The organism is Sphingomonas sp. Leaf407 (genome assembly GCF_001425385.1).
Taxonomy (GTDB): Bacteria; Pseudomonadota; Alphaproteobacteria; order Sphingomonadales; family Sphingomonadaceae; genus Sphingomonas.
The window spans coordinates 822891-840588 of the sequence record NZ_LMQO01000001.1 but is presented as its reverse complement, the minus strand read 5'-3'; the positions used below and the strand labels follow the sequence as shown (position 1 = coordinate 840588).

The 17698-nt window shown below is 66.9% G+C and carries 15 protein-coding genes; 5 read left to right on the top strand and 10 right to left on the bottom strand.

From position 1 onward, the window contains the following. Positions 1–5 precede the first annotated feature (5 nt). From ASG37_RS03755 to ASG37_RS03730, 6 genes are all read right to left on the bottom strand, one after another. Positions 6–908 carry a VOC family protein gene (locus ASG37_RS03755; protein WP_055757277.1) on the bottom strand — a complete coding sequence of 301 codons (903 nt, stop codon included), beginning with the start codon at positions 906–908 and terminating at the stop codon, positions 6–8. A gap of 71 nt (positions 909–979) precedes the next feature. Further along, positions 980–3298: a TonB-dependent receptor gene (locus ASG37_RS03750; RefSeq protein ID WP_055756179.1), complete on the bottom strand. Its 2319-nt coding sequence runs from the start codon at positions 3296–3298 to the stop codon at positions 980–982. 123 nt (positions 3299–3421) lie between these two features. Beyond that, positions 3422–3874: a nuclear transport factor 2 family protein gene (locus ASG37_RS03745; RefSeq protein ID WP_055756177.1), complete on the bottom strand. Its 453-nt coding sequence runs from the start codon at positions 3872–3874 to the stop codon at positions 3422–3424. Beyond that, a complete protein-coding gene (locus tag ASG37_RS03740) occupies positions 3871–6219 on the bottom strand; it encodes a glycoside hydrolase family 3 C-terminal domain-containing protein (RefSeq protein WP_055756175.1) in 2349 nt (782 codons plus the stop codon). The genes ASG37_RS03745 and ASG37_RS03740 overlap by 4 nt, the downstream gene beginning before the upstream one ends. Then, positions 6216–6782 carry an NADPH-dependent FMN reductase gene (locus ASG37_RS03735; RefSeq protein ID WP_055756173.1) on the bottom strand — a complete coding sequence of 189 codons (567 nt, stop codon included), beginning with the start codon at positions 6780–6782 and terminating at the stop codon, positions 6216–6218. The genes ASG37_RS03740 and ASG37_RS03735 overlap by 4 nt, the downstream gene beginning before the upstream one ends. 3 nt (positions 6783–6785) lie before the next feature. Beyond that, complete coding sequence (locus ASG37_RS03730; protein WP_055756171.1) at positions 6786–7889, bottom strand: LLM class flavin-dependent oxidoreductase; 1104 nt, start codon at positions 7887–7889, stop codon at positions 6786–6788. A 128-nt stretch (positions 7890–8017) separates the two neighbouring features. Between ASG37_RS03730 and ASG37_RS03725 the strand changes: the two genes are divergently transcribed. The 4 genes from ASG37_RS03725 (at position 8018) to ASG37_RS03710 (ending at position 12612) form a co-directional block, all read left to right on the top strand. Further along, positions 8018–8686 carry a TetR/AcrR family transcriptional regulator gene (locus tag ASG37_RS03725; RefSeq protein WP_055756168.1) on the top strand — a complete coding sequence of 223 codons (669 nt, stop codon included), beginning with the start codon at positions 8018–8020 and terminating at the stop codon, positions 8684–8686. A 109-nt stretch (positions 8687–8795) separates the two neighbouring features. Further along, entirely contained in the window at positions 8796–9425 is a 630-nt protein-coding gene (locus tag ASG37_RS03720) for a gluconate 2-dehydrogenase subunit 3 family protein (RefSeq protein WP_055756167.1), read from the top strand. Then, positions 9425–11119: a GMC oxidoreductase gene (locus ASG37_RS03715; protein ID WP_055756165.1), complete on the top strand. Its 1695-nt coding sequence runs from the start codon at positions 9425–9427 to the stop codon at positions 11117–11119. Before ASG37_RS03720 ends, ASG37_RS03715 begins: the two co-directional genes overlap by 1 nt. 173 nt (positions 11120–11292) lie before the next feature. After that, the gene (locus ASG37_RS03710; RefSeq protein WP_200909693.1) at positions 11293–12612 is read left to right on the top strand and encodes an MFS transporter; all 1320 of its coding nucleotides are present in this window, start codon (positions 11293–11295) and stop codon (positions 12610–12612) included. 43 nt (positions 12613–12655) lie between these two features. On the opposite strand, the gene ASG37_RS03705 is transcribed toward ASG37_RS03710, so the two are convergent. Genes ASG37_RS03705 through ASG37_RS03690 form a run of 4 tightly spaced genes read right to left on the bottom strand, consistent with a single transcriptional unit; the run spans position 12656 to position 16155 of the window. Next, positions 12656–13501, bottom strand: coding sequence for a DUF1080 domain-containing protein (locus ASG37_RS03705; protein WP_055756161.1), 846 nt, complete (start codon positions 13499–13501; stop codon positions 12656–12658). Continuing rightward, positions 13501–13878, bottom strand: coding sequence for a C-glycoside deglycosidase beta subunit domain-containing protein (locus tag ASG37_RS03700; protein ID WP_055756159.1), 378 nt, complete (start codon positions 13876–13878; stop codon positions 13501–13503). The genes ASG37_RS03705 and ASG37_RS03700 overlap by 1 nt, the downstream gene beginning before the upstream one ends. 11 nt (positions 13879–13889) lie before the next feature. Beyond that, the gene (locus tag ASG37_RS03695) at positions 13890–14900 is read right to left on the bottom strand and encodes a sugar phosphate isomerase/epimerase family protein (RefSeq protein ID WP_156349036.1); all 1011 of its coding nucleotides are present in this window, start codon (positions 14898–14900) and stop codon (positions 13890–13892) included. Positions 14901–14922: 22 nt separating this feature from the next. Then, positions 14923–16155, bottom strand: a complete 1233-nt coding sequence (locus ASG37_RS03690; protein ID WP_055756155.1) for an MFS transporter — start codon at positions 16153–16155, stop codon at positions 14923–14925. Between the two features lie 109 nt (positions 16156–16264). Here ASG37_RS03690 and ASG37_RS03685 point away from each other — a divergent pair, with 109 nt between their 5' ends. Continuing rightward, positions 16265–17695 (top strand): MFS transporter, encoded by a 1431-nt coding sequence (locus tag ASG37_RS03685; protein WP_055756153.1) that lies wholly within the window; start codon positions 16265–16267, stop codon positions 17693–17695. The last annotated feature ends 3 nt before the right edge of the window (positions 17696–17698 follow it).

Below are 17698 nucleotides of genomic sequence, written 5' to 3'. Positions count from 1 at the left end.
CGCCGTTACACCGCCACCGGCTGGAACAGGCCCGCGTCGGGCTTGGGATGCGGCATGGTCTGCGGACCGCCGACGCCGATGCCCCACTGGTCCATCGTGCCCGGCCCCGGCACATGCACCTGATGCTGATGCTGCTCGAAATCGACATGTTCGAGTTCGGAGGTATATTCGACGGCGAAGCCGTTGGGCGTGGTGAAATAGCTGAAGGTGTTGTTGCCCGCCGTATGCCGCCCCGGTCCCCAGCGGATGTCGGTCCCGGCCTTCTTCAGCCGCCGGATGCCCGCCATCATGTCGTCGAGCGTCAGCATGTCATAGGCGACATGGTTGAGGCACGGCGGTCCGGGGAGGATCGCCAGCCGGTGATGCGCCGTATTGCAGCGCAGGAAGCACATGAAATCGCCCAGCCAGTCCGACACGCGGAACCCCAGCACGTCGGTGAAGAACGCCACCATCGCGCGGTGGTCGGGCGAATGCAGCACGATATGGCTGATCTTCTGCGGAATGCCTTCCCAGCGGGTCAACTGGCGCGGGGTGCGCCGTTCGACCCCGGCCGAAACCTCGAACGGCAGTCCGTCGGGCGAGAAGAAGCGGAAGCCATAGCCCCCGCCGAAGGTGGTCAGGCCCCGCGGGGCGAAGATGATGCGGCATCCGGCGGCGACCACCTTGTCGTGCAGCGCATCGACATCGGCATCGCTGTCGGCGGCCAGCGCGATCACGTCGACGCGGTTGGCATCGTCCTGCCGCAGCCGGACGACGCATGCCTCGTCATGCCCCTCGGCGGCGAAATGGACCATGCCGTCCACCTCGCCCGCCTCGACCAGTTTCCAGTCGTCGCGGTAAAAGGCGCGTTCGGCGGCCAGATCGGCGACGCCATAGCCGACGAAGCGGATTTCGGTAACTCGGGCCATCACGCCCTCCATGGCTGGGTAGGAAAGAGAAGAACGGAGCCGGCGACGTACGCCGACCCCGAGGGGGAGGGTCAGAACCGGAACGTGCCCTGCACGCCGTAGGTGCGCGGCTGGCCGAAGTTCCAGTTGTAGATGTTGATCCCGCCGCCGGTGAAGCCGGCATAGGTCTTGACGCGATTGTTCTCGACGTTGCGGACATAGCCCTGGAGGCTCAGCGTATCGCCGGGCAGCTTCAGTTCGAGGCTGAGGTCGGTGGTCGTGAACGCCTGCACCCGGTCGCCGCGATAGTTGAACGCGGTGAGGTAATATTCCGACTTGAACCGGCTGAACCCGTTGGCGACCAGTTCATAGCCGCTGCCGAGGTCGATCGACTTGTTGTAGTTGATGCCGATCGTCCACTTCGGGGCCTGCGGCGGGGCATTGCCCGCAAGATCGAGGGTCAGGCGCGGTACGTTGGCGGGCGGGTTGGCCAGCGTCGGTGCCGGGATGCCCGCGAAATTCTGCAACCGGGCATCGATATAGTTGACGATCAGGCCGATCCGGTCGTTGGGCGACAGCTTGATCGTGGTATCGGTCTCGATCCCCCACACCCGGCTCTTGCCCGCATTGAACGTCCGCGCGCCGACCGTGGTATCGATATAGACCTGCACCTGCTGGTCCTGATAATCATAATAGAAGGCCGAGACGTTGAATTCGAGCGTGTTGTTGAGGAACCGGTTCTTCGACCCGACCTCATACGCCGTCAGGCTTTCCGCATTGAACGCGCCGACCAGATCGAACCCGCCGCTCTTGAAGCCGGTGCTGACCTTGGCATAGAGCAGGTTGTCGCGCGCCGGTTTATATTCGACGCCCGCGGTCCACGTCACCTTGTCCTCGGCATAGGTCGGGAAACGGATGACCGAGCCGGCGCCGCTGCCGTCGGCGGGCGGACGGACCATGTTCTGGGTGCGGAAGAAGCCGTAGTTGATGTACTGGGCGTCCTTCTGATCGTCGGTATAGCGCACGCCGCCGGTGAAGCTGAGCGTGTCGGGCACCACCCAATAGGTCGCCTGCGCGAACGCCGACTTGGATTCCGACTTCACATAGGGGCGGTAGAAGAAGTTGGCGAAGGCACTGGCCAGCGGCAGATACAGGCCGCGCGCGATGATCTGGTTCTCATGGAAATAGAACCCGCCGACCTGCCAGACGAAGCTGCCCTGTGCGCCGCCGTTCAGCCGTACTTCGTGGCTGTGGGTACGGGTGTCGTAGCGGTCGTTGTAGAAGGTGAACTGTTCGGGCAGGAACCCGTTCTGCGGCAGGATGACCTGGTTGTCGACGTGGCGATAGCCACCGATGTAGCTGAGCGTCGCGCCGCCGAAATCATAGGCGACCCGGCCGCGCACCGCATATTGCTGGCTCTTGAAGTTGCCGCGCCGACCGATCGGGAAGCTGGCGGGATCGAACCCCGCCGGCAGGTCGACGAACCCCGGCACCACGCGCTGTGCCAGCGTCGGATAGGTCACGGGCGACGCGACCGATGCCGGCAATTCGGTCAGCCCCGGCGTCGCGTTGTTGACCAGCAACCCGTATTGCACCGGGCCGGTCTGGTTCACGTCGACATATTCGCCCGCCAGATACACTTCGAGCGCGCCCGGTGCGAACAGGATGCTGCCGCGCACCGCGTCGACGTTGGCATCGTCGCCCCGGCCCGCCAGCGCGCCATTGTCGACATAGCCGTCATGTTCGTTGTGCAGCCCGGCGATGCGGATCGCGACATCCTGCCCCAGCGGCACGTTGACCGCGCCGGTCGCATAGATCGCGTTGTAATTGCCGTAGCCAGCGGTCGCCGAGCCTTCAAAACTGCCGAGCACCGGCTTGGCCGCGACGATGTTGAGCGCACCGGCGGTCGAATTGCGGCCGAACAACGTGCCCTGCGGCCCGCGCAACACCTCGATCCGTTCGAGATCGAAGAAGTTGGCGTTGAGCGCGACCGGGCGGTTCACATATTCGCCATCGATCGACACGGTCAGCGCCGGATCGGCGCTTTCCGAAATGTCCTGGCTCGACACGCCGCGGATCGCGATCTTGGTGAATACCGAGTCGGGGGTGATGCCGAGATCGGGGGCGAGCCGCTGGAGCCCGCTGACGTCGGTAACCGCCGCCTTGGTCAGATCCGCGCCGCTGACCACGCGGATCGCGATCGGCGTTTCCTGCAACCGGGTCACCATCTTGGTCGCGGTGACGATGATGTCGCCCAGTTGATCGTCGTTCTGCTGGCCGGTGGTGGTGTCGTTGGCGCTGGTCGGCGGGGTGGCCCCGACCGGTTCGGCGGTCTGTGCCAGTGCCGGGACTGTGACCCAGCTGGCGGTAGTGGCAAGCGCCGTGGCGGCGATGCGGCGGAACGTCGTCATGCGATCCCCTCTCCATGATAGCGGGGGCGTATTCGCCCCTCGTTTAGAACTAGAATTGCTATTCTATTTGACAGGTAAGTCAAGCGGTCTTGCGCAGCGGCGACCACTTATTTCACCGGCGGGTCAGAACATCGGGTGCGGATTGCGCGCCGTCGCCGGGATCGGCTGGATCACGTCCCAATGTTCGACGATCCTGCCGTCCTTCAACCGGTAAATATCGGCGACCGCCCCGCCCCTGCTGGCCGGATCGGTCCGCCCATGCAGGTGGATCATCGCCAGATCGCCGTCGACCAGAATGCGCTTCACGTCGAAGCGCGCGCCGGGCGTGGCGAACTTGTCGGCCAGCGCGGCGACGGCGGCGTCGCGTCCGTCGGCGATGCCGGGATTATGCTGGATATAATCGGGCGCCACGAATCGATCGAACGCGCCCTTCACGTCACGCCTGGCATAGAATTGCTCGGCAAAGGCGGTAACGATCGCCCGGTTGCGTTCCGTTTCCGACGCCGTGGGCCGGGCGGCGACGGCGGTCGTCATCACCGCCACCCCGGCCAATCCCGCTACGATCATCCGATTCATGCCCTTGCCTCCACCTCGAAGATCAAACGGTCGCTGGCCGACCCCGCCGACAGGCGCAGGCTGTCGCCGATGCTGCCCCATTCCCCGCCCTGCCAGACGCGCAGCAGCCGTGGTTCGGGCGTCACCCGCACCACCGCCGTCTCCCCGGGGGCGAGCGTCGCCTTGGTGAAGCCGACCAGCGCGAATTCGGGGGCATGGCGATAGAGTTGCACGACCTCGCTGCCCGTGCGGTCGCCGGCGTTGCGGATCGTCACCAGCACGCTATCGCCCTCGACCGTGGCATCGACCCAGTCGAACCGGGTATAGCCCCGCCCCGATCCGAAGGCATGCAGCGGCGCGATACCGCGCGCGGCGAATCCGCGATAGCCGACCAACACCCCGTCGTCATAGGCCAGGTCGCCCGCGACATCGGGTTGCAGCGCGAGCGCGGGATAGTCGCGCTCGTCGCGCGCCAGCGTCAGCGGCAGCCGCCCGCCCGGCTCGACATCGCCCGCCAGCACCCCCGCCAGCGCCGGGCCGAACCCTTCGCCCGGATACCATGCCGACACCAGCGCCGCCGCCTGTTCGCCCCAGCGGGCGTCGAAGGCATGTCCGATGTTGGCGATGATCGCGACATTCGGGTTGGCAGCGCAGACCGCGTCGATCAGCGCGACCTGTTCGGCGACGAGCGCGGTGTCGGCGCGGTCCTTGCTCTCGACGCTGGAATCGGAGGTTTCGCCGACCATCAGCACGACCGCGTCGGCCGAGCGCGCGGTATCGACCGCGCGGGCAAGCATCGCCGCCGCGCTGTCGGGACCGCGCACCCCGTACCACAGCCCGTGAACGCGCGCGCCGTCGTAGCGGAACTCGACCTCGACCAGCACCCGCTGCCCGGTGGTCAGCGCGACCTCGACACTGTCGGCATCGCCGCGTTTCAGCGATCCCATGACGTCCGACGCGGCCATCCGCTCGGTCCGGTCGAAAACCTCCTTGCCATCGATCCGCAACCGTACCGCGCCGGTCGCCCCGACGTAGAAGCGGTGGGCGCCATCGGCGTCGGCGGTGAACCAGCCGCTGGCGCGCACGGCGGCGGGGCGATCGAACACCCCTTCGTCATGGACGCCCACGAACCAGACCAGCGAGTTGGTATCGCGCACCTCGCTGAAGACCGGTGTGCCGGTCAGGTCGCTATTGGCGAAATAATCGACGGTCATGCCGCGCCCGTTGCCCCGGACCGGCGCGACCGGCATCGACGGCAGGCGCGGCTGCGGATCGACGCCGGGTTCGTAGACGATGTCCGCCCGGTCGCCATAGCGGGCGACGATCGCCTCGATCGGGCGGATCGCGTCGGGTGACAGCGCGATCTTGGCGAAGGTGCCGCCCTGATAGCAGGGAGAGGCGGCATTGGGGCCGATCACCGCGATACGGGCGTGGCGACCGGGGACCAGCGGCAGCAGGTCGCCATCGTTGCGCAACAGCACCATGCCCGCCGCCGCCGCCTCGACCAGCAGCGCGTCGGCGTCCTCGGTCCGCGGGGTCTTGGCACCCGACCAGCGGCGCGCGGCGCGGGTGACGCGCGCGGCCGCAGCGGCGACGCGGTCGCCGGGAACCTCGCCCCGCTCGACCGCGCCGACCGCATGGGCACCGACGAACCGCGCCGGCCCCGGCATTTCAAGGTCGAGCCCGCCGTTCAGGCTGCCCGCCGTCGAATGGGTGCCGAACCAGTCGCTGATGAATGGGCCATCGAACCCCCATTCCTGCTTCACGATCGTCGAGACATGAGCGTGTTCGGCGCACCATGTCCCGTTGACCCGGTTATAGGCGGTCAGCATCGCCCCCGCGCCTGCTGCTGCGCACAGTTCGAACGGCAGCAGGTAGATTTCGCGCAGCGTCCGTTCGTCGACGACCGCGTTCATCCGGTCGCGGTCGGTTTCGCTGTCGTTGCACACCAGATGCTTGACGCACGCGCCGGTGCCGGTCGACTGCAATCCGCACGTCCATGCCGCCCCGGCGATGCCGGTGAGCAGCGGATCTTCCGAATAATATTCGAACGCCCGCCCGGCGAGCGGGCTGCGCGCCAGGTTGACGTTGGGGGCCAGCACCATGTCGACGCCGCAGCGCACCGCCTCGCCACCCACCAGCGCACCCATTCGTTCGATCAGCACGGGGTCGAAGCTGGCACCCAGCGCCGTGGCGCAGGGCGACAGCCGCGCGACGTCGCGTTCATCGACCCGGCCGCTGGCGATGCCCATCGGCCCGTCGCTCAGGTGCAGCGAGGGGACGCCAGCATGCGGGATCGCGACCGTGCGCCACATCGTCGCCCCGGCGGTGAGGCTCGCCGCCTCGGTCAGCGTCAGGTCGCTCATGCGACCGGCTCCAGCCGGAACGCCATGATCTGTCGCGCCATCGTCGCAATCTGTCCGGCGATGCTTGGATCCACGATCGCACCGTCGCCGCCGAACGGTTTCTGGGCGATCGAATTGATCGCGATGCCCGCCGGCGTCGGCCAGCCGCGCATCGCGTGGACGATGCCGCGCAGCGCGGCGAGCGTGACGCCGCCCGCCTGCCATCCCGCCGCCGACACGATCAGTCCGACCGGCATCCCGTCGAAATACACCCGCTCGTCACCGCGCAGATCCTCCAGCAGATCGATCGCGTTCTTGACCACCCCCGACACCCCGCCGTGATAGCCGGGCGTGCCGATCACCAGCGCGTCGGCATCGCGCAGCGCGGCGACGAACGCCGCCTGCTCCGCCGTCCGCTCGGGGCGTTCGGGGTTGAAGTGCGGCAGGGCGGCGAGCGCCGGACCGTCGAACATGGTCGTCCGCGCCCCCAGCGCCGCGCAGTCGCCCAGCACCGCGCGCACCAGCATCTCGCTGGAGGAGCGGGGGCGGAACGTGCCGCCGATCCCGATGATGTGGCGGGCCATCGCTCAACCCTTCCGGAACGCGGGCATGACCTTCTCCGACAACAGCCGCAGCGTCTGGTCGCCCAGCCGCAGCCGCTCGTCGGTCAGCGGGCCGGTGGTGGTGCCGCACAGGATGTTGCCGATGCCGAGGTCGGCATAGGGCCTGAGATGCTCGACCACCGTCTCGGGCGATCCGTACAGGCACCATGTCCCGATCCAGTCGTCGGTCAGCGCGTTGGGCGTGCGGTCGGTCTTCTTATTGGCATCGTTCGATTCCGCCCGGGCGTTGAACGCCGCCTCGCGCTCGATCGCGTCCTGATAGGCGCGCAGGATCGTCATCATCTCGTCGCGGGCCTGTTCGTCGCTGTCGGCGACATGGACCAGTTGATAGGTGTGCGTCGTCCAGTCGAGCGCGCGCGCGATCTTTTCCGCGCTGTGCCCCGCTTCCTCCAGCATCGCGCGATAGATGCCGAAGAATTTGGCGACGTGCTTCATCGGTTCGGTCCCGCCGATCTGCGGCGGGGTGAAGGCGGGGATGAACGCGGGCCACGCATTTTCCGCGGCGCGGCGCGCGCTCGATTCCTTCATGGCGACCGGCATCAGCCGCGCATGCCCCTCGCTATAGGCGGCGGGCGCGATGCGTTGGAGGACGCGGCCCTGGTGCGGGCCGTTGTCGATCTCGACCGCCGGATCGTCAACCGTCTTGGCCCAGAGCTGTTCGGCGAGCGCGAGGTTGCGTTCCGAAATCTGCCCGGCATCGCGGTAATCGACGCCGAAGCCGATCATTTCCTCAGGGGTGGTGCCCGATCCGACGCCGACGAGCAGCTTGCCGTCGGTCAACTGGTCGAGAATGTTGATCCGCTCGACGAACCGGACCGGGTGATGCAGCGGCACCGACGTGACCGAAAAGCCGAAATGCATGTGCGGATGCTTCGCCGCCAGATAGGCCGCGAACATATAGCTGTCGCTGGCGATCGGCATGTAGCCGTTGAAGTGATGATCGGGCAGGAAGAGCCCGTCGAAGCCGAGCGCGGCGGCGCGAGCGGCATGGCCGGTCAGCCCATGGATCAGCGCGCGGTCCTGCTCCGGCGCCATCGAACGTGCATTGAGGAACACCGAGAAACGCATTCGACCTCTCCCTTTTCGCGGCCGGTTGTCCCGGTACGCGGTTGCCGCTCGTTGCCGAGTGGCCTAAACTAAAATTAGAACTGCTATTCTGATATGCCTCCGTTCCGGGGGCTGTCAATGGGGTGCCGATGGATATTGAAACGATCATGGCCAAGGCGCGCGTGCCACAGCAGGGCCGCAGCAAGGCCAGCTTCGAACGAATGCTGACCACCGCCGAGGAATTGATGACCCAGCGCGGGTCGGACGAATTCACGCTGAACGAGGTGGCCAAGCACGGAAAGGTATCGATCGGATCGATCTATTGCCGGTTCGACAGCAAGGAGGATCTGGTCCACGTCGTGCAGTTGCGCGTGCTGGAACGGGTCGACACCGACATGCTCGAAGCGATCGCGGCGGCGCAGGCGCGCGGTGGCGGGCTGATCGATGTGGTGCATGACCTGGTCCAGTCGGTTGCCGAGGTGCTGCGCCGCTATGCCGACCGGATGCGCCCGCTGATGCTGCGCGCCAGCGGCGATCCCGTCATCGCCGCGATCGGCAAGCGCAGCTATGTCCGCACCAGCGAGGCGGTGATCGACGCGCTGCTGACCTGCGCGGACGAGATTCGCCATGACGATCCGCGCCATGCGGCCGACGCCGGGTTCCGTATCCTCTATGCCTCGATCGCGCGCTACCTCGGTTTCGGATCGTCGCTGGATGCCGCGGGCGAAGGCGACTGGAACGAGCTGAAGGGCGACCTGTCGGACATGCTGGCGGCCTATCTGTCGACCAGGCCCAAGGCCCGGCCCCTGCCCGCCTGACCCGCGACGACACCGCTTTCTTTCCCCTTGCCGTGGGCTCGGTCAGGCTATATCAGAACATTCGTTCTAATAAGCCGCGATGACGGCAGGGATGAGGATGAGGAGCGTCATGGCCGATACAGGCTGGACCCGGCGCGACACGCTGGGCGGTGCCGCATTGTTCGCGCTGGTGGTGGGGTTGCCCGTCGCCGTGGTGCGGATGACCGATACCGACGAAACGGTCAGCGATCGCCAACGCACCATGTTGCGCGAGGCCGCCCAGGCGGTGATCCCGCGCACCACCACCCCCGGTGCCGGGGACGTCGGCGCGCAGGATTTCGTGATCCTCGCGCTCGCGCATGGCCTCGACGGCACCCGCGCCCCTGCGGCCGGTGCGGCATTGCCGGTGACCGTCACCCGCCATTTGCGCCGCGACGGCACGCTCGACTATCTCGACTGGCTGGAATGGCAGCTCGACGCGAATGCCCGCGGCGACTTCCTGCGCGAAGGCCCTGCGCGGCGCATGGCGGCGGTCGAGGCGATCGACCGGGCGGCGTTCGCCGAAACCGATCGCGACGCGCCCGAATCGCCGTGGAAGAAGCTCAAGGCGCTGATCCTCACCGCCTATTACACCTCCGAGGCCGGCGCGTCGCGCGAGCTGCAATATGAGCTGGTCCCCGGCAAGTTCGACCCCGATCTACCCTTTGTTCCCGGCAGTCGCGCATGGTCGAGCGACTGGACCGCGGTGGAGTTCAGTTGATGGCCGACGCAACCTTCGATGCGATCGTGATCGGATCGGGCATCACCGGCGGCTGGGCCGCCAAGGAACTGACCGAGGCGGGGCTGAAGGTCCTGATGCTCGAACGCGGGCCGATGATCGAACACGGCACCGGCTATACCAACGAAACCAAGGCGCCGTGGGATCTCGACTTTCGCGGGCTGGGCGATGCCGCGCTGTTCGAAACCGATTATGCGGTGCAGCGCAAGAACCGCCACTTCACCGAATTCACGCAGGACCGCTTCGTCAACGACCGCGAAAACCCGTACACCACCGAGGGCGCGACCGAGTTCAACTGGTGGCGCAGCCACAACCTCGGCGGGCGGTCGCTGTCGTGGGGGCGGCAATGCTATCGCTGGTCGGATTACGATTTCGACGCCAACCGCCGCGACGGACACGGCACCGACTGGCCGATCCGCTACGCCGACATCGCGCCATGGTATGACAAGGTCGAGGAGTTCGTCGGCGTGGCGGGCATGGCCGAAGGCTTGCCGCAGTTGCCCGACGGGCGCTTCCTGCCGCCGATGGCGCTCAACCCCGTCGAGGAACACGTCCGCACGGTGATCGGCGAACGCTGGGCCGGACGGCGGCTGACCATCGGACGCAACGCCAATCTGACCGTCGCCAAGCCCGACGAGGGGCGCGCGGCGTGCCAGTATCGCTCGATCTGCGCGCGCGGCTGTTCCTACGGCGCCTATTTCTCGACCCAGAGTTCGACGCTGCCCGCCGCACGGAAGACCGGCAACCTGACGCTGATGACCGATGCGGTGGTCGAGGCGATCGAGCATGACCCGGTCAGCGGGCGCGCGACCGGTGTCCGCTTCCTCGATACCAAGGGGAACACGCACAAGCGCGCCACCGCGCGGATCGTGTTCCTGAACGCCGGATCGTTCAACAGCGTCGGCGTGCTGCTGCGTTCGGCGACCGCGGCCAACCCGACGGGCCTCGCCAATTCCAGCGGGATATTGGGCACGCATATCATGGACCATGCGCAAACGGTCGCAGGGATCGCGATCATGCCGGGGTTCGAGGAACATACCTATTTCGGCAACCGCCCGACCGGGGTGGTCATTCCGCGCTTCCGCAACCTCGACACGATCGACGGCAAGGGCCACACGCGCGGCTTCTCCTATCAGGGTGGCGCGTTCCGCGCGGCATGGACGCGCGGCAAGCGCGATGCGGGGATCGGTGCGGACTATAAGGACGGGCTGCGCGAACCGGGCCCATGGCGGATGGTGCTGGTCGCCTTCGCCGATTCGATGCCCCGCGCGACCAACCGCATCACGCTCGATCCGACTGTAAAGGATTCAGCCGGGCTGGCCGCGCTGCGTATCGCGTTCGAACACGGCAAGGAGGAACGCGCCGCGCTGGCGGAGGCAAAGGCGGAGGCCGCCGCGATGCTGACCGCCGCCGGGGGCCATGTCATCATGGGGCTAGACCAGCCCAGCCCCGGTGGATCGGCGATCCACGAAATGGGCGGCGCGCGGATGGGCCATGATCCCCGGACCAGCGTGCTGAACAAGTGGAGCCAGTCGCACGACGTCGCCAACCTGTTCGTCACCGATGGCGCGCAGATGGCATCGTCGGCCTGCCAGAACCCGTCGCTGACCTATATGGCGCTGACCGCGCGTGCCGCCGCCACGGCGGTGTCGATGCTGAAGGAAGGCTCGCTCTGATCCCAGTTTGCTAGCGGGCACATCCCGCCAGGCACCGCCCGGGTGCGGTGCCGCCCGGAGTGGAACCATGTCTCTTGCCGCCTGTATTTCATGGCCGTTCGTCGTGGGCGCGCCGCCCGCCCCCGCCCCCGCCGCCACCCGCATCGCGCGGGGTAGCTGACATGCCGGAAGGGGTGCGGGACGACCTCCCGCTCGCGTCGCCGCCGCTTCCCGCGTTGGCGAAGCTCGCCTATGGCCTTGGCGACTTCGGCTTCGGATTGTCGTGGAACATGGTGGGGGCGTTCCTGCTGTTCTTCTACACCGATGTCGCGCTGCTCCCCGCCGCCGCAGTCGGCACGCTGCTGCTCGTCTCGCGGCTGGCCGACGCCGCGATCGATCCGGTCATCGGCATCGCGGTCGACCGGACGCGCGGGCGCAGCGGGCGGGCGCGGCCATGGTTCAAATGGGGCGCGGTCCCCTTCGGACTGTTGTGCGCTGCCACCTTCTGGATGCCTCCCGGCAGCGAAACCATCCGGTTGTTGTGGGCGGTCCTGACCTTCGGTGCGCTCGGCATCCTCTTTTCGGTCGTCAACATCCCCTATGGCGCGCTGCTGCCGATGATGACCAACCGGTCGAACGAGCGGCTGACGCTTGGCAGCCTGCGCGCGGCGGGCACCGCGATCTCGGTGATCGTCGCCACCGCCGCGACGATGCCGCTGGTCGGGGCGCTGGGCGGCGGCGATCAGGCACGGGGGTTTCTGATCGTCGGCACGCTCTTCGGCCTGCTCACCACGCTCACCACGCTCAACCTGCTGCGCTGCCCCGAACAGGTCCATGCGCCCGACCAGCCGCATCGCCAGGCGGTGTTGCCCCAGGTGCGCGCGATGATCGCCAACCGGGCGTGGCACACGGTATTCCTGTTCGCGCTGCTCAATTTCGTCCGGTTCGGCGCGGTGCTGGCGGTCACGCCGTTCTTCGCGATCAACGTGCTGGGCAAGCCATGGATGATCTCGATCCTGCTGCCCGCCGTGTCGGGAACGCTGCTGATCGGATCGATCATCGCCCCGCCCTATCTGAAGCGAATGGGCATGCGTCGCGGCAACCTGATCGCGCTCCTCGCCGCGCTGCCCCTGTTCGCGCTGCTGCCTTTGACGGAGGGGTCCACCGCCGCGTTCCTGACGCTCTATCTGATCGGATCGGTGCTGCTCAGCATCACGATGACCGCGATCTTCGCGATGGCGGCCGAGGCGATCGAATATCACGAACAATTGACCGGGACCCGCAACGAAGGACTCTTGTCGTCGGGCATCAGCCTGTCGACCAAGATCGGCATGGCACTGGGCGGCGCGCTGATCGCGTTCGGGCTGGCCAGCATCGGCTATGTGCCGGGCAAGGGTGGCGCGCAGGTCGTGTCGGGGCTGCGCTGGCTCTATTACGCGCCGATCATCCTGTGCATGATCGCGCAGATGGCGGTGATCGCGCGCTATCCGGTGATCCGTCGCGCGACCCGGTAACGGTCCGCCCCCCGATCAGCGATCGGGGGGGCAGGTCGATCGATCAGGCGCCGCCCGCCTTCAGACGGTCGACATCCTCCGGCGAAAGCGGCCGGATCATCACGTTCCGATACATGATTTCGGCGGCTTCGAATTCGAGCGCGATACGGCCGCCGGTGAGCGGCGCGTTGCCCCGGTCGCGCATGGCGAACAGGGTCATGACAATGCGCCCGTTGACCAGATGCGCGGCCTGATCGCCAAAAGCGTAGAGGTCGAGCGTATTCCAGCCATCCAGCGTTTCATAGGACCCGGCATGGCGGAACCACTGGCGGGCGATGCCGCCCGCCACGACCGGCGGCTCATAGGTCGTCGGCAGCCCGGGGAAATAGGTCGGCCACAGCGGCGTTCCGCCCAGCACCGGTCCGGCCAGGGCCCGGCTGTTAATCATGATGGCGTCGCCGACATCGCCCTCCTCGACCTGGAACTCGACGCCGTCGGGGAACAGCCGGTCGCGTTCGGGGCCGAGATGATACAGGATGCCGCTGTTGCGGCGTTGCAGGGCACGCGGCGCGAACCGCGCGGTGCCCCATCGATAGTCGAGACGCAGATGATAGTTGGACCAGCGGTCGACCGTCGCGATGTGGCCGAACGCGGCCTTCTCCGGTCCGCGATAGTCGCGGCCGTGGAAATGCAGGACACCGTCATCAACGGCGACGACGCCCAGCGTATCGCGGGCCCCGATGCCGTCCTGATAGAACGTCCAGCCGTCCAGACCATTTCCATCGAACAGCGGCCGCCAGCCGGCCACGGTTCGCGGACCCGCCGCGACGGTCATCCCGGACATGCCGAGCAAGGCCGTGCCGGCGGCACCCGCCAGCATCGAACGGCGATCGATGCGAGGCGGGGCCATCATGCCGATAACCGAAGCAGCTTCGCATCCTTCGTTGTCGGCACGAACGGCAGGTACGAGATCCGCATCGTCTCTGCCAGTTCGATGCGATGTTCGCCCGGCGCCAGTCCGCCGGCGCGCCTGACGCCGATCACCGCCTTTTCACCGAAATTCCAGCGATCGCCATATTCGCTCTCCAGCTCGTCGAGCGTCCAGGTGCGGCCGCGCAGCGTGAGCGTCACGTCCTCGCGCGGCACGGCATCGCCGTCGATGGTCACCGCCACATTCTCGATCATCGAAAGCCCCAGCCCCCGATAATAGGGCAGCCGCGCCTCGATGCTGAAACCGTCCCCGGTCGCCTTGAGGCTGTCGTCCACGATCATCTTGTTGTCGAACATGTCGGTTCCCTTCAGGCAGCCAGAGCGGTGGTGGCGGGGCCGTCGATCAGGGCTTTCAGCATTTCCTGATGGCGGCGGACCTGTTCGACCGAATCGACGGTGTGCGCGTCCTCGATCCAGCGGTTCCCCTCATATTCCGAGCAGATATAGCCGTCGTACCCGCCCTGCTTGAGCACCGCGACGATCTTGTCATAGGGGATGCCGGGTTCGACCAGATCGGTGTCCATCTGATAGAATTTGCCGTGGATGTGGTGGATGCGGTGCATGTAATCGAGCATCCGCTTCGGCTCGAACGCCGCATTGTGGCGCAGCGTCTCGGCCATGCCGATCGCGGGCCCCGTGCCGCCCATCTCGCGCACGTTCAGGATGACATACTCGCTGAGCACGCGGTCCTCATACGCCTTGGTGATATAGTCGGCGATGTGCTGCGGCACGCCGTTGCGGATGAAGCGTTCCTTCCACACCGGCGGGAACCGGAACAGGAACATGCCCATGTCGGGCAGAAAGCCGAGCGCGTCGCTGCCCGATTTCTCGAAGGCTTCGGCGTGGCGGATGATCCACGGATGGTCGAAATGCAGCGGCGCATGCACTTCGATCAGAATCTTGATCCCCTTTTCCTCGGCATGGGGCGCAGCGGCGACCAGCACTTCGGGCGCGATCGACACGAGCGCGCGGACGTATTTCATGCCCAGCCGCGCGCCGAAGTCGATGTCCTTCCTCACGCTGGCGACCTGCTCGTTGAACGGCATGTCGCGGCCCTTGTACCGCTTGTAGTCGAGCATGAAATCATGGGCGACCGGCACCGCGTCATATTTTGCGATCAACTGGTGCCACTCGGCGATCTTCTCGTCGGCCACGCCCACTTCGGGCCAGCCCCAGAAGGTCTGCTCGCCGATGATCTCGATCCCCGGCGCGCCCAGCTCGACGCTGGTGCGGATGCAGTCCTCCAGCGTCATCGTGCCGAGGAAGGTTTCGTTCTGATAGCTGTAGAGGCTGACGCCCCGCTTGATCGTCATGATGATGGTCCCGAACGGTGAGGAAGGATCAGGCGACCGCGGCGGCGGCGGGGGACCCGCTGTCGCGCCGCTTCGCCGCGATAAGGACCGCGACGACAGCGCCGACGATCCCGGCCACGCCCATGATGAGGAACGCGCCCTGCATCGCGCCCGTCTGGACGCGGAACATCGAAACCAGGAACGGGCTGGAGAACTGCCCGAAGAAGAAGCAGGCGGTCCACACCCCCATGCCGCGCCCGCGATGCTCGAACGGCAGCCTGGTCTGCGCCCACGCGATCAGCGTCGGCACCGCCATGCCCGCCCCGGTCTGCTGCACGACCAGCCCGGCGACCATCCAGCGCCAGTCGGGAGCCAGCCCGATCGTCGCCAGCCCGCCACCGATCAGCGCGAGGAAGATGCCGAGCTGCACCACCGGCCGCGCCCGGCCGGTCGCCCAGAAGATCGCCGATCCGACCATGACGAACAGGCTGGGGATGAAGGTCAGCTTGCCGAGGTCCTGCGACGACTGGATGCCCACCTCGCGGAATGCCATGCCGCCGTTGATGATGAAGACGTAATAGAGCGCGGAGGCGAACAGCGTTACCGCACCGATCGCCGCAACCGACGCGGCGGGAAACGGGCTGCGCGCCGGTTCGGCTCCGATGCCGAGCATCTTGCGCGCGGTCGCGTCGCTGCTCGGCTCGTACAGGAATTTCGCAGCGGCGAGGAACGTAGGGAACGCGATCAGGTAGATCAGGAAGATGCCGTTCCAGCGCAGCCCGGTCAGGAAGCCGGAGGCGAGGATCACCCCGCTGGCGAGGAACGGCCCCGCCAGCCCCTGGAGCGTCAGCCAGTTGCGGCGGCCCTTTTCGTCCCAATAATCGCCGATCAGCGTGTTCATCGTCGTCAGGATCGCCGCCTCGGCGACACCCAGCAGCAGCCGCGAGGCATAGATCGCGTTCAGGTCATCCAGAAAGAACGGCGCCGCCCCGAACACGCCGAACAGGAGCGTCGCCCCCAGCAACAGCTTGCGCCGCCCGAAGCGGTCGACGAGAATTCCGGCGAACAGCGCGAAGATCGCGATGGTCAGCCCCGGAGCCGACACCATCGCGGGCACTTTCCATGCGGCGGTCGGCTCGGTCGAGAAATGGTCGATGATCGACGGCACCGCCGGGAACAGCGACACGATGGCAAGGATCGGCAGGAACCCCGCGATGATGACGGTCAGCCCCTGCCCGATACCGGGGCGACGCGCGCTCGTATCCTGTGTGTCGGTGTTCATCCGATCCCTCTCCCGCAATCCACGACCGGTGATCCGGCTCAATTAGAACTTGCATTCTGATACGTGGTATCGCCATGACCTGCAACCCTGTCAAGCAAGGATCGATCAGGTGACCATCACGGCGGTTTCGGACGGGTTGAGCGACCGGCAACGCAGCTTCGCGTTCGCCACGATCCTGGTGGCGTTCGTGATGGACGTGGTCGATTCGACGATCGTCAACACCGCGCTGCCCGCGATCCAATCCGGGCTGGCGGTGTCCGACCGGGTGATGCAGTGGGTGGTGTCGGGCTATTTCCTGACGTTCGCGGTGCTGCTGGTCGTCGGCGGGCGGCTGGGCGATCTGTTCGGCTATGCGCGGATGTTCGTGATCGGGGTGGTCGGCTTCACGCTGGCGTCGCTTGCCTGCGGCATGGCGCCGGACGGCGGCACCCTGTCCGCCGCGCGGCTGGCGCAGGGCGCGGCGGCGGCGATCATGGCCCCGCAGGGGGTGGCGTTGATCCAGTTGCTCTACACGCCCACCGAACGCATCGGCCGGCTGGCGGCATTCGGCGTCATCGGCGGGTTGGCGGCGATCGGCGGTCCGATCCTCGGCGGGTTGCTGATCGAATGGAGTCCGCTTGGGCTCGGGTGGCGCAGCGTGTTCCTCATCAACCTGCCGTTCGGAATGCTGGCGCTGGTCGCCGGTCTGACGCTGCTGCCTTCGGGGCGGTCGGGCCATGCGCTGCGCCCCGATGTGCCGGGATCGCTGCTGCTGTTCGGCGCACTCGGAACGGCCCTGCTACCGCTGATCGAAGGGCGTGCCGCCGGATGGCCGTGGTGGACCATCGCGCTGGGCGTTGCCAGTGGTGGGCTGTGGTGGGCGTTCTGGCGCTACGAGCGACGGCGACGGGCGACGATCGGTTCGGCGTTGATCGAACCGTCGCTTTTCGCCGAACCCCGGTTTTGCATCGGCCTGTCGACGACCGCAGCCTTCGCCATGGCATCCGCCGGCTTCCTGCTGACCCTCAGCCTGACGCTGCAACGCGGTCTGGGCTATGCGCCGATCGACGTCGCGCTGCTTCACGTTCCCTTCGGTCTGGGCGTGATGGCCGGCATCAGCCAGATCGGACGCAAGGCGCTGCCCCGCCACGGCAAGCGCGTGCCGATGATCGGGGCGCTCGTGATGGCCGCCGGCTGTCTGGCAACCGCGATCGCGATCTGGCTGGCGCTGCCGCCGGGCTTGATCGGTGCGGCGCTGCTGGTCGCCGGCATCGGCATGGGTACGCTCAGCGGGCCGCTCGGCCCGATCACGCTTGCCGGAGTCGATCGCAACCATGCCGGCGTCGCCGGTGCCACGCTCAAGACCGTGCAGCAGATCGGTGGCGCGCTCGGCACTGCGCTGGTCGCCACGATCTACTTCGCGATGATCGCCGATCGATCCGGGCAAGGGGCTCCGACCGCGTTTCTGGCAGCGAGCGGGATCGTTGCAATCGATCTGGTCGGACTGGCATGGTTGCTGAACTTCTTGCCGGACCGGCTTTTCGAACAACGTCACGGGTAGCGT

What these genes read in the sequence shown, in the direction of transcription:
- ASG37_RS03730 (WP_055756171.1), bottom strand. Translation starts at nt 7,889, where the DNA reads ATGCGTTTCTCGGTGTTCCTCAATGCACGTTCGATGGCGCCGGAGCAG.
- ASG37_RS03745 (WP_055756177.1), bottom strand. Translation starts at nt 3,874, where the DNA reads ATGAATCGGATGATCGTAGCGGGATTGGCCGGGGTGGCGGTGATGACG.
- ASG37_RS03700 (WP_055756159.1), bottom strand. Translation starts at nt 13,878, where the DNA reads ATGTTCGACAACAAGATGATCGTGGACGACAGCCTCAAGGCGACCGGG.
- ASG37_RS03735 (WP_055756173.1), bottom strand. Translation starts at nt 6,782, where the DNA reads ATGGCCCGCCACATCATCGGGATCGGCGGCACGTTCCGCCCCCGCTCC.
- ASG37_RS03690 (WP_055756155.1), bottom strand. Translation starts at nt 16,155, where the DNA reads ATGAACACCGACACACAGGATACGAGCGCGCGTCGCCCCGGTATCGGG.
- ASG37_RS03705 (WP_055756161.1), bottom strand. Translation starts at nt 13,501, where the DNA reads ATGGCCCCGCCTCGCATCGATCGCCGTTCGATGCTGGCGGGTGCCGCC.
- ASG37_RS03740 (WP_055756175.1), bottom strand. Translation starts at nt 6,219, where the DNA reads ATGAGCGACCTGACGCTGACCGAGGCGGCGAGCCTCACCGCCGGGGCG.
- ASG37_RS03720 (WP_055756167.1), top strand. Translation starts at nt 8,796, where the DNA reads ATGGCCGATACAGGCTGGACCCGGCGCGACACGCTGGGCGGTGCCGCA.
- ASG37_RS03755 (WP_055757277.1), bottom strand. Translation starts at nt 908, where the DNA reads ATGGCCCGAGTTACCGAAATCCGCTTCGTCGGCTATGGCGTCGCCGAT.
- ASG37_RS03725 (WP_055756168.1), top strand. Translation starts at nt 8,018, where the DNA reads ATGGATATTGAAACGATCATGGCCAAGGCGCGCGTGCCACAGCAGGGC.
- ASG37_RS03715 (WP_055756165.1), top strand. Translation starts at nt 9,425, where the DNA reads ATGGCCGACGCAACCTTCGATGCGATCGTGATCGGATCGGGCATCACC.
- ASG37_RS03750 (WP_055756179.1), bottom strand. Translation starts at nt 3,298, where the DNA reads ATGACGACGTTCCGCCGCATCGCCGCCACGGCGCTTGCCACTACCGCC.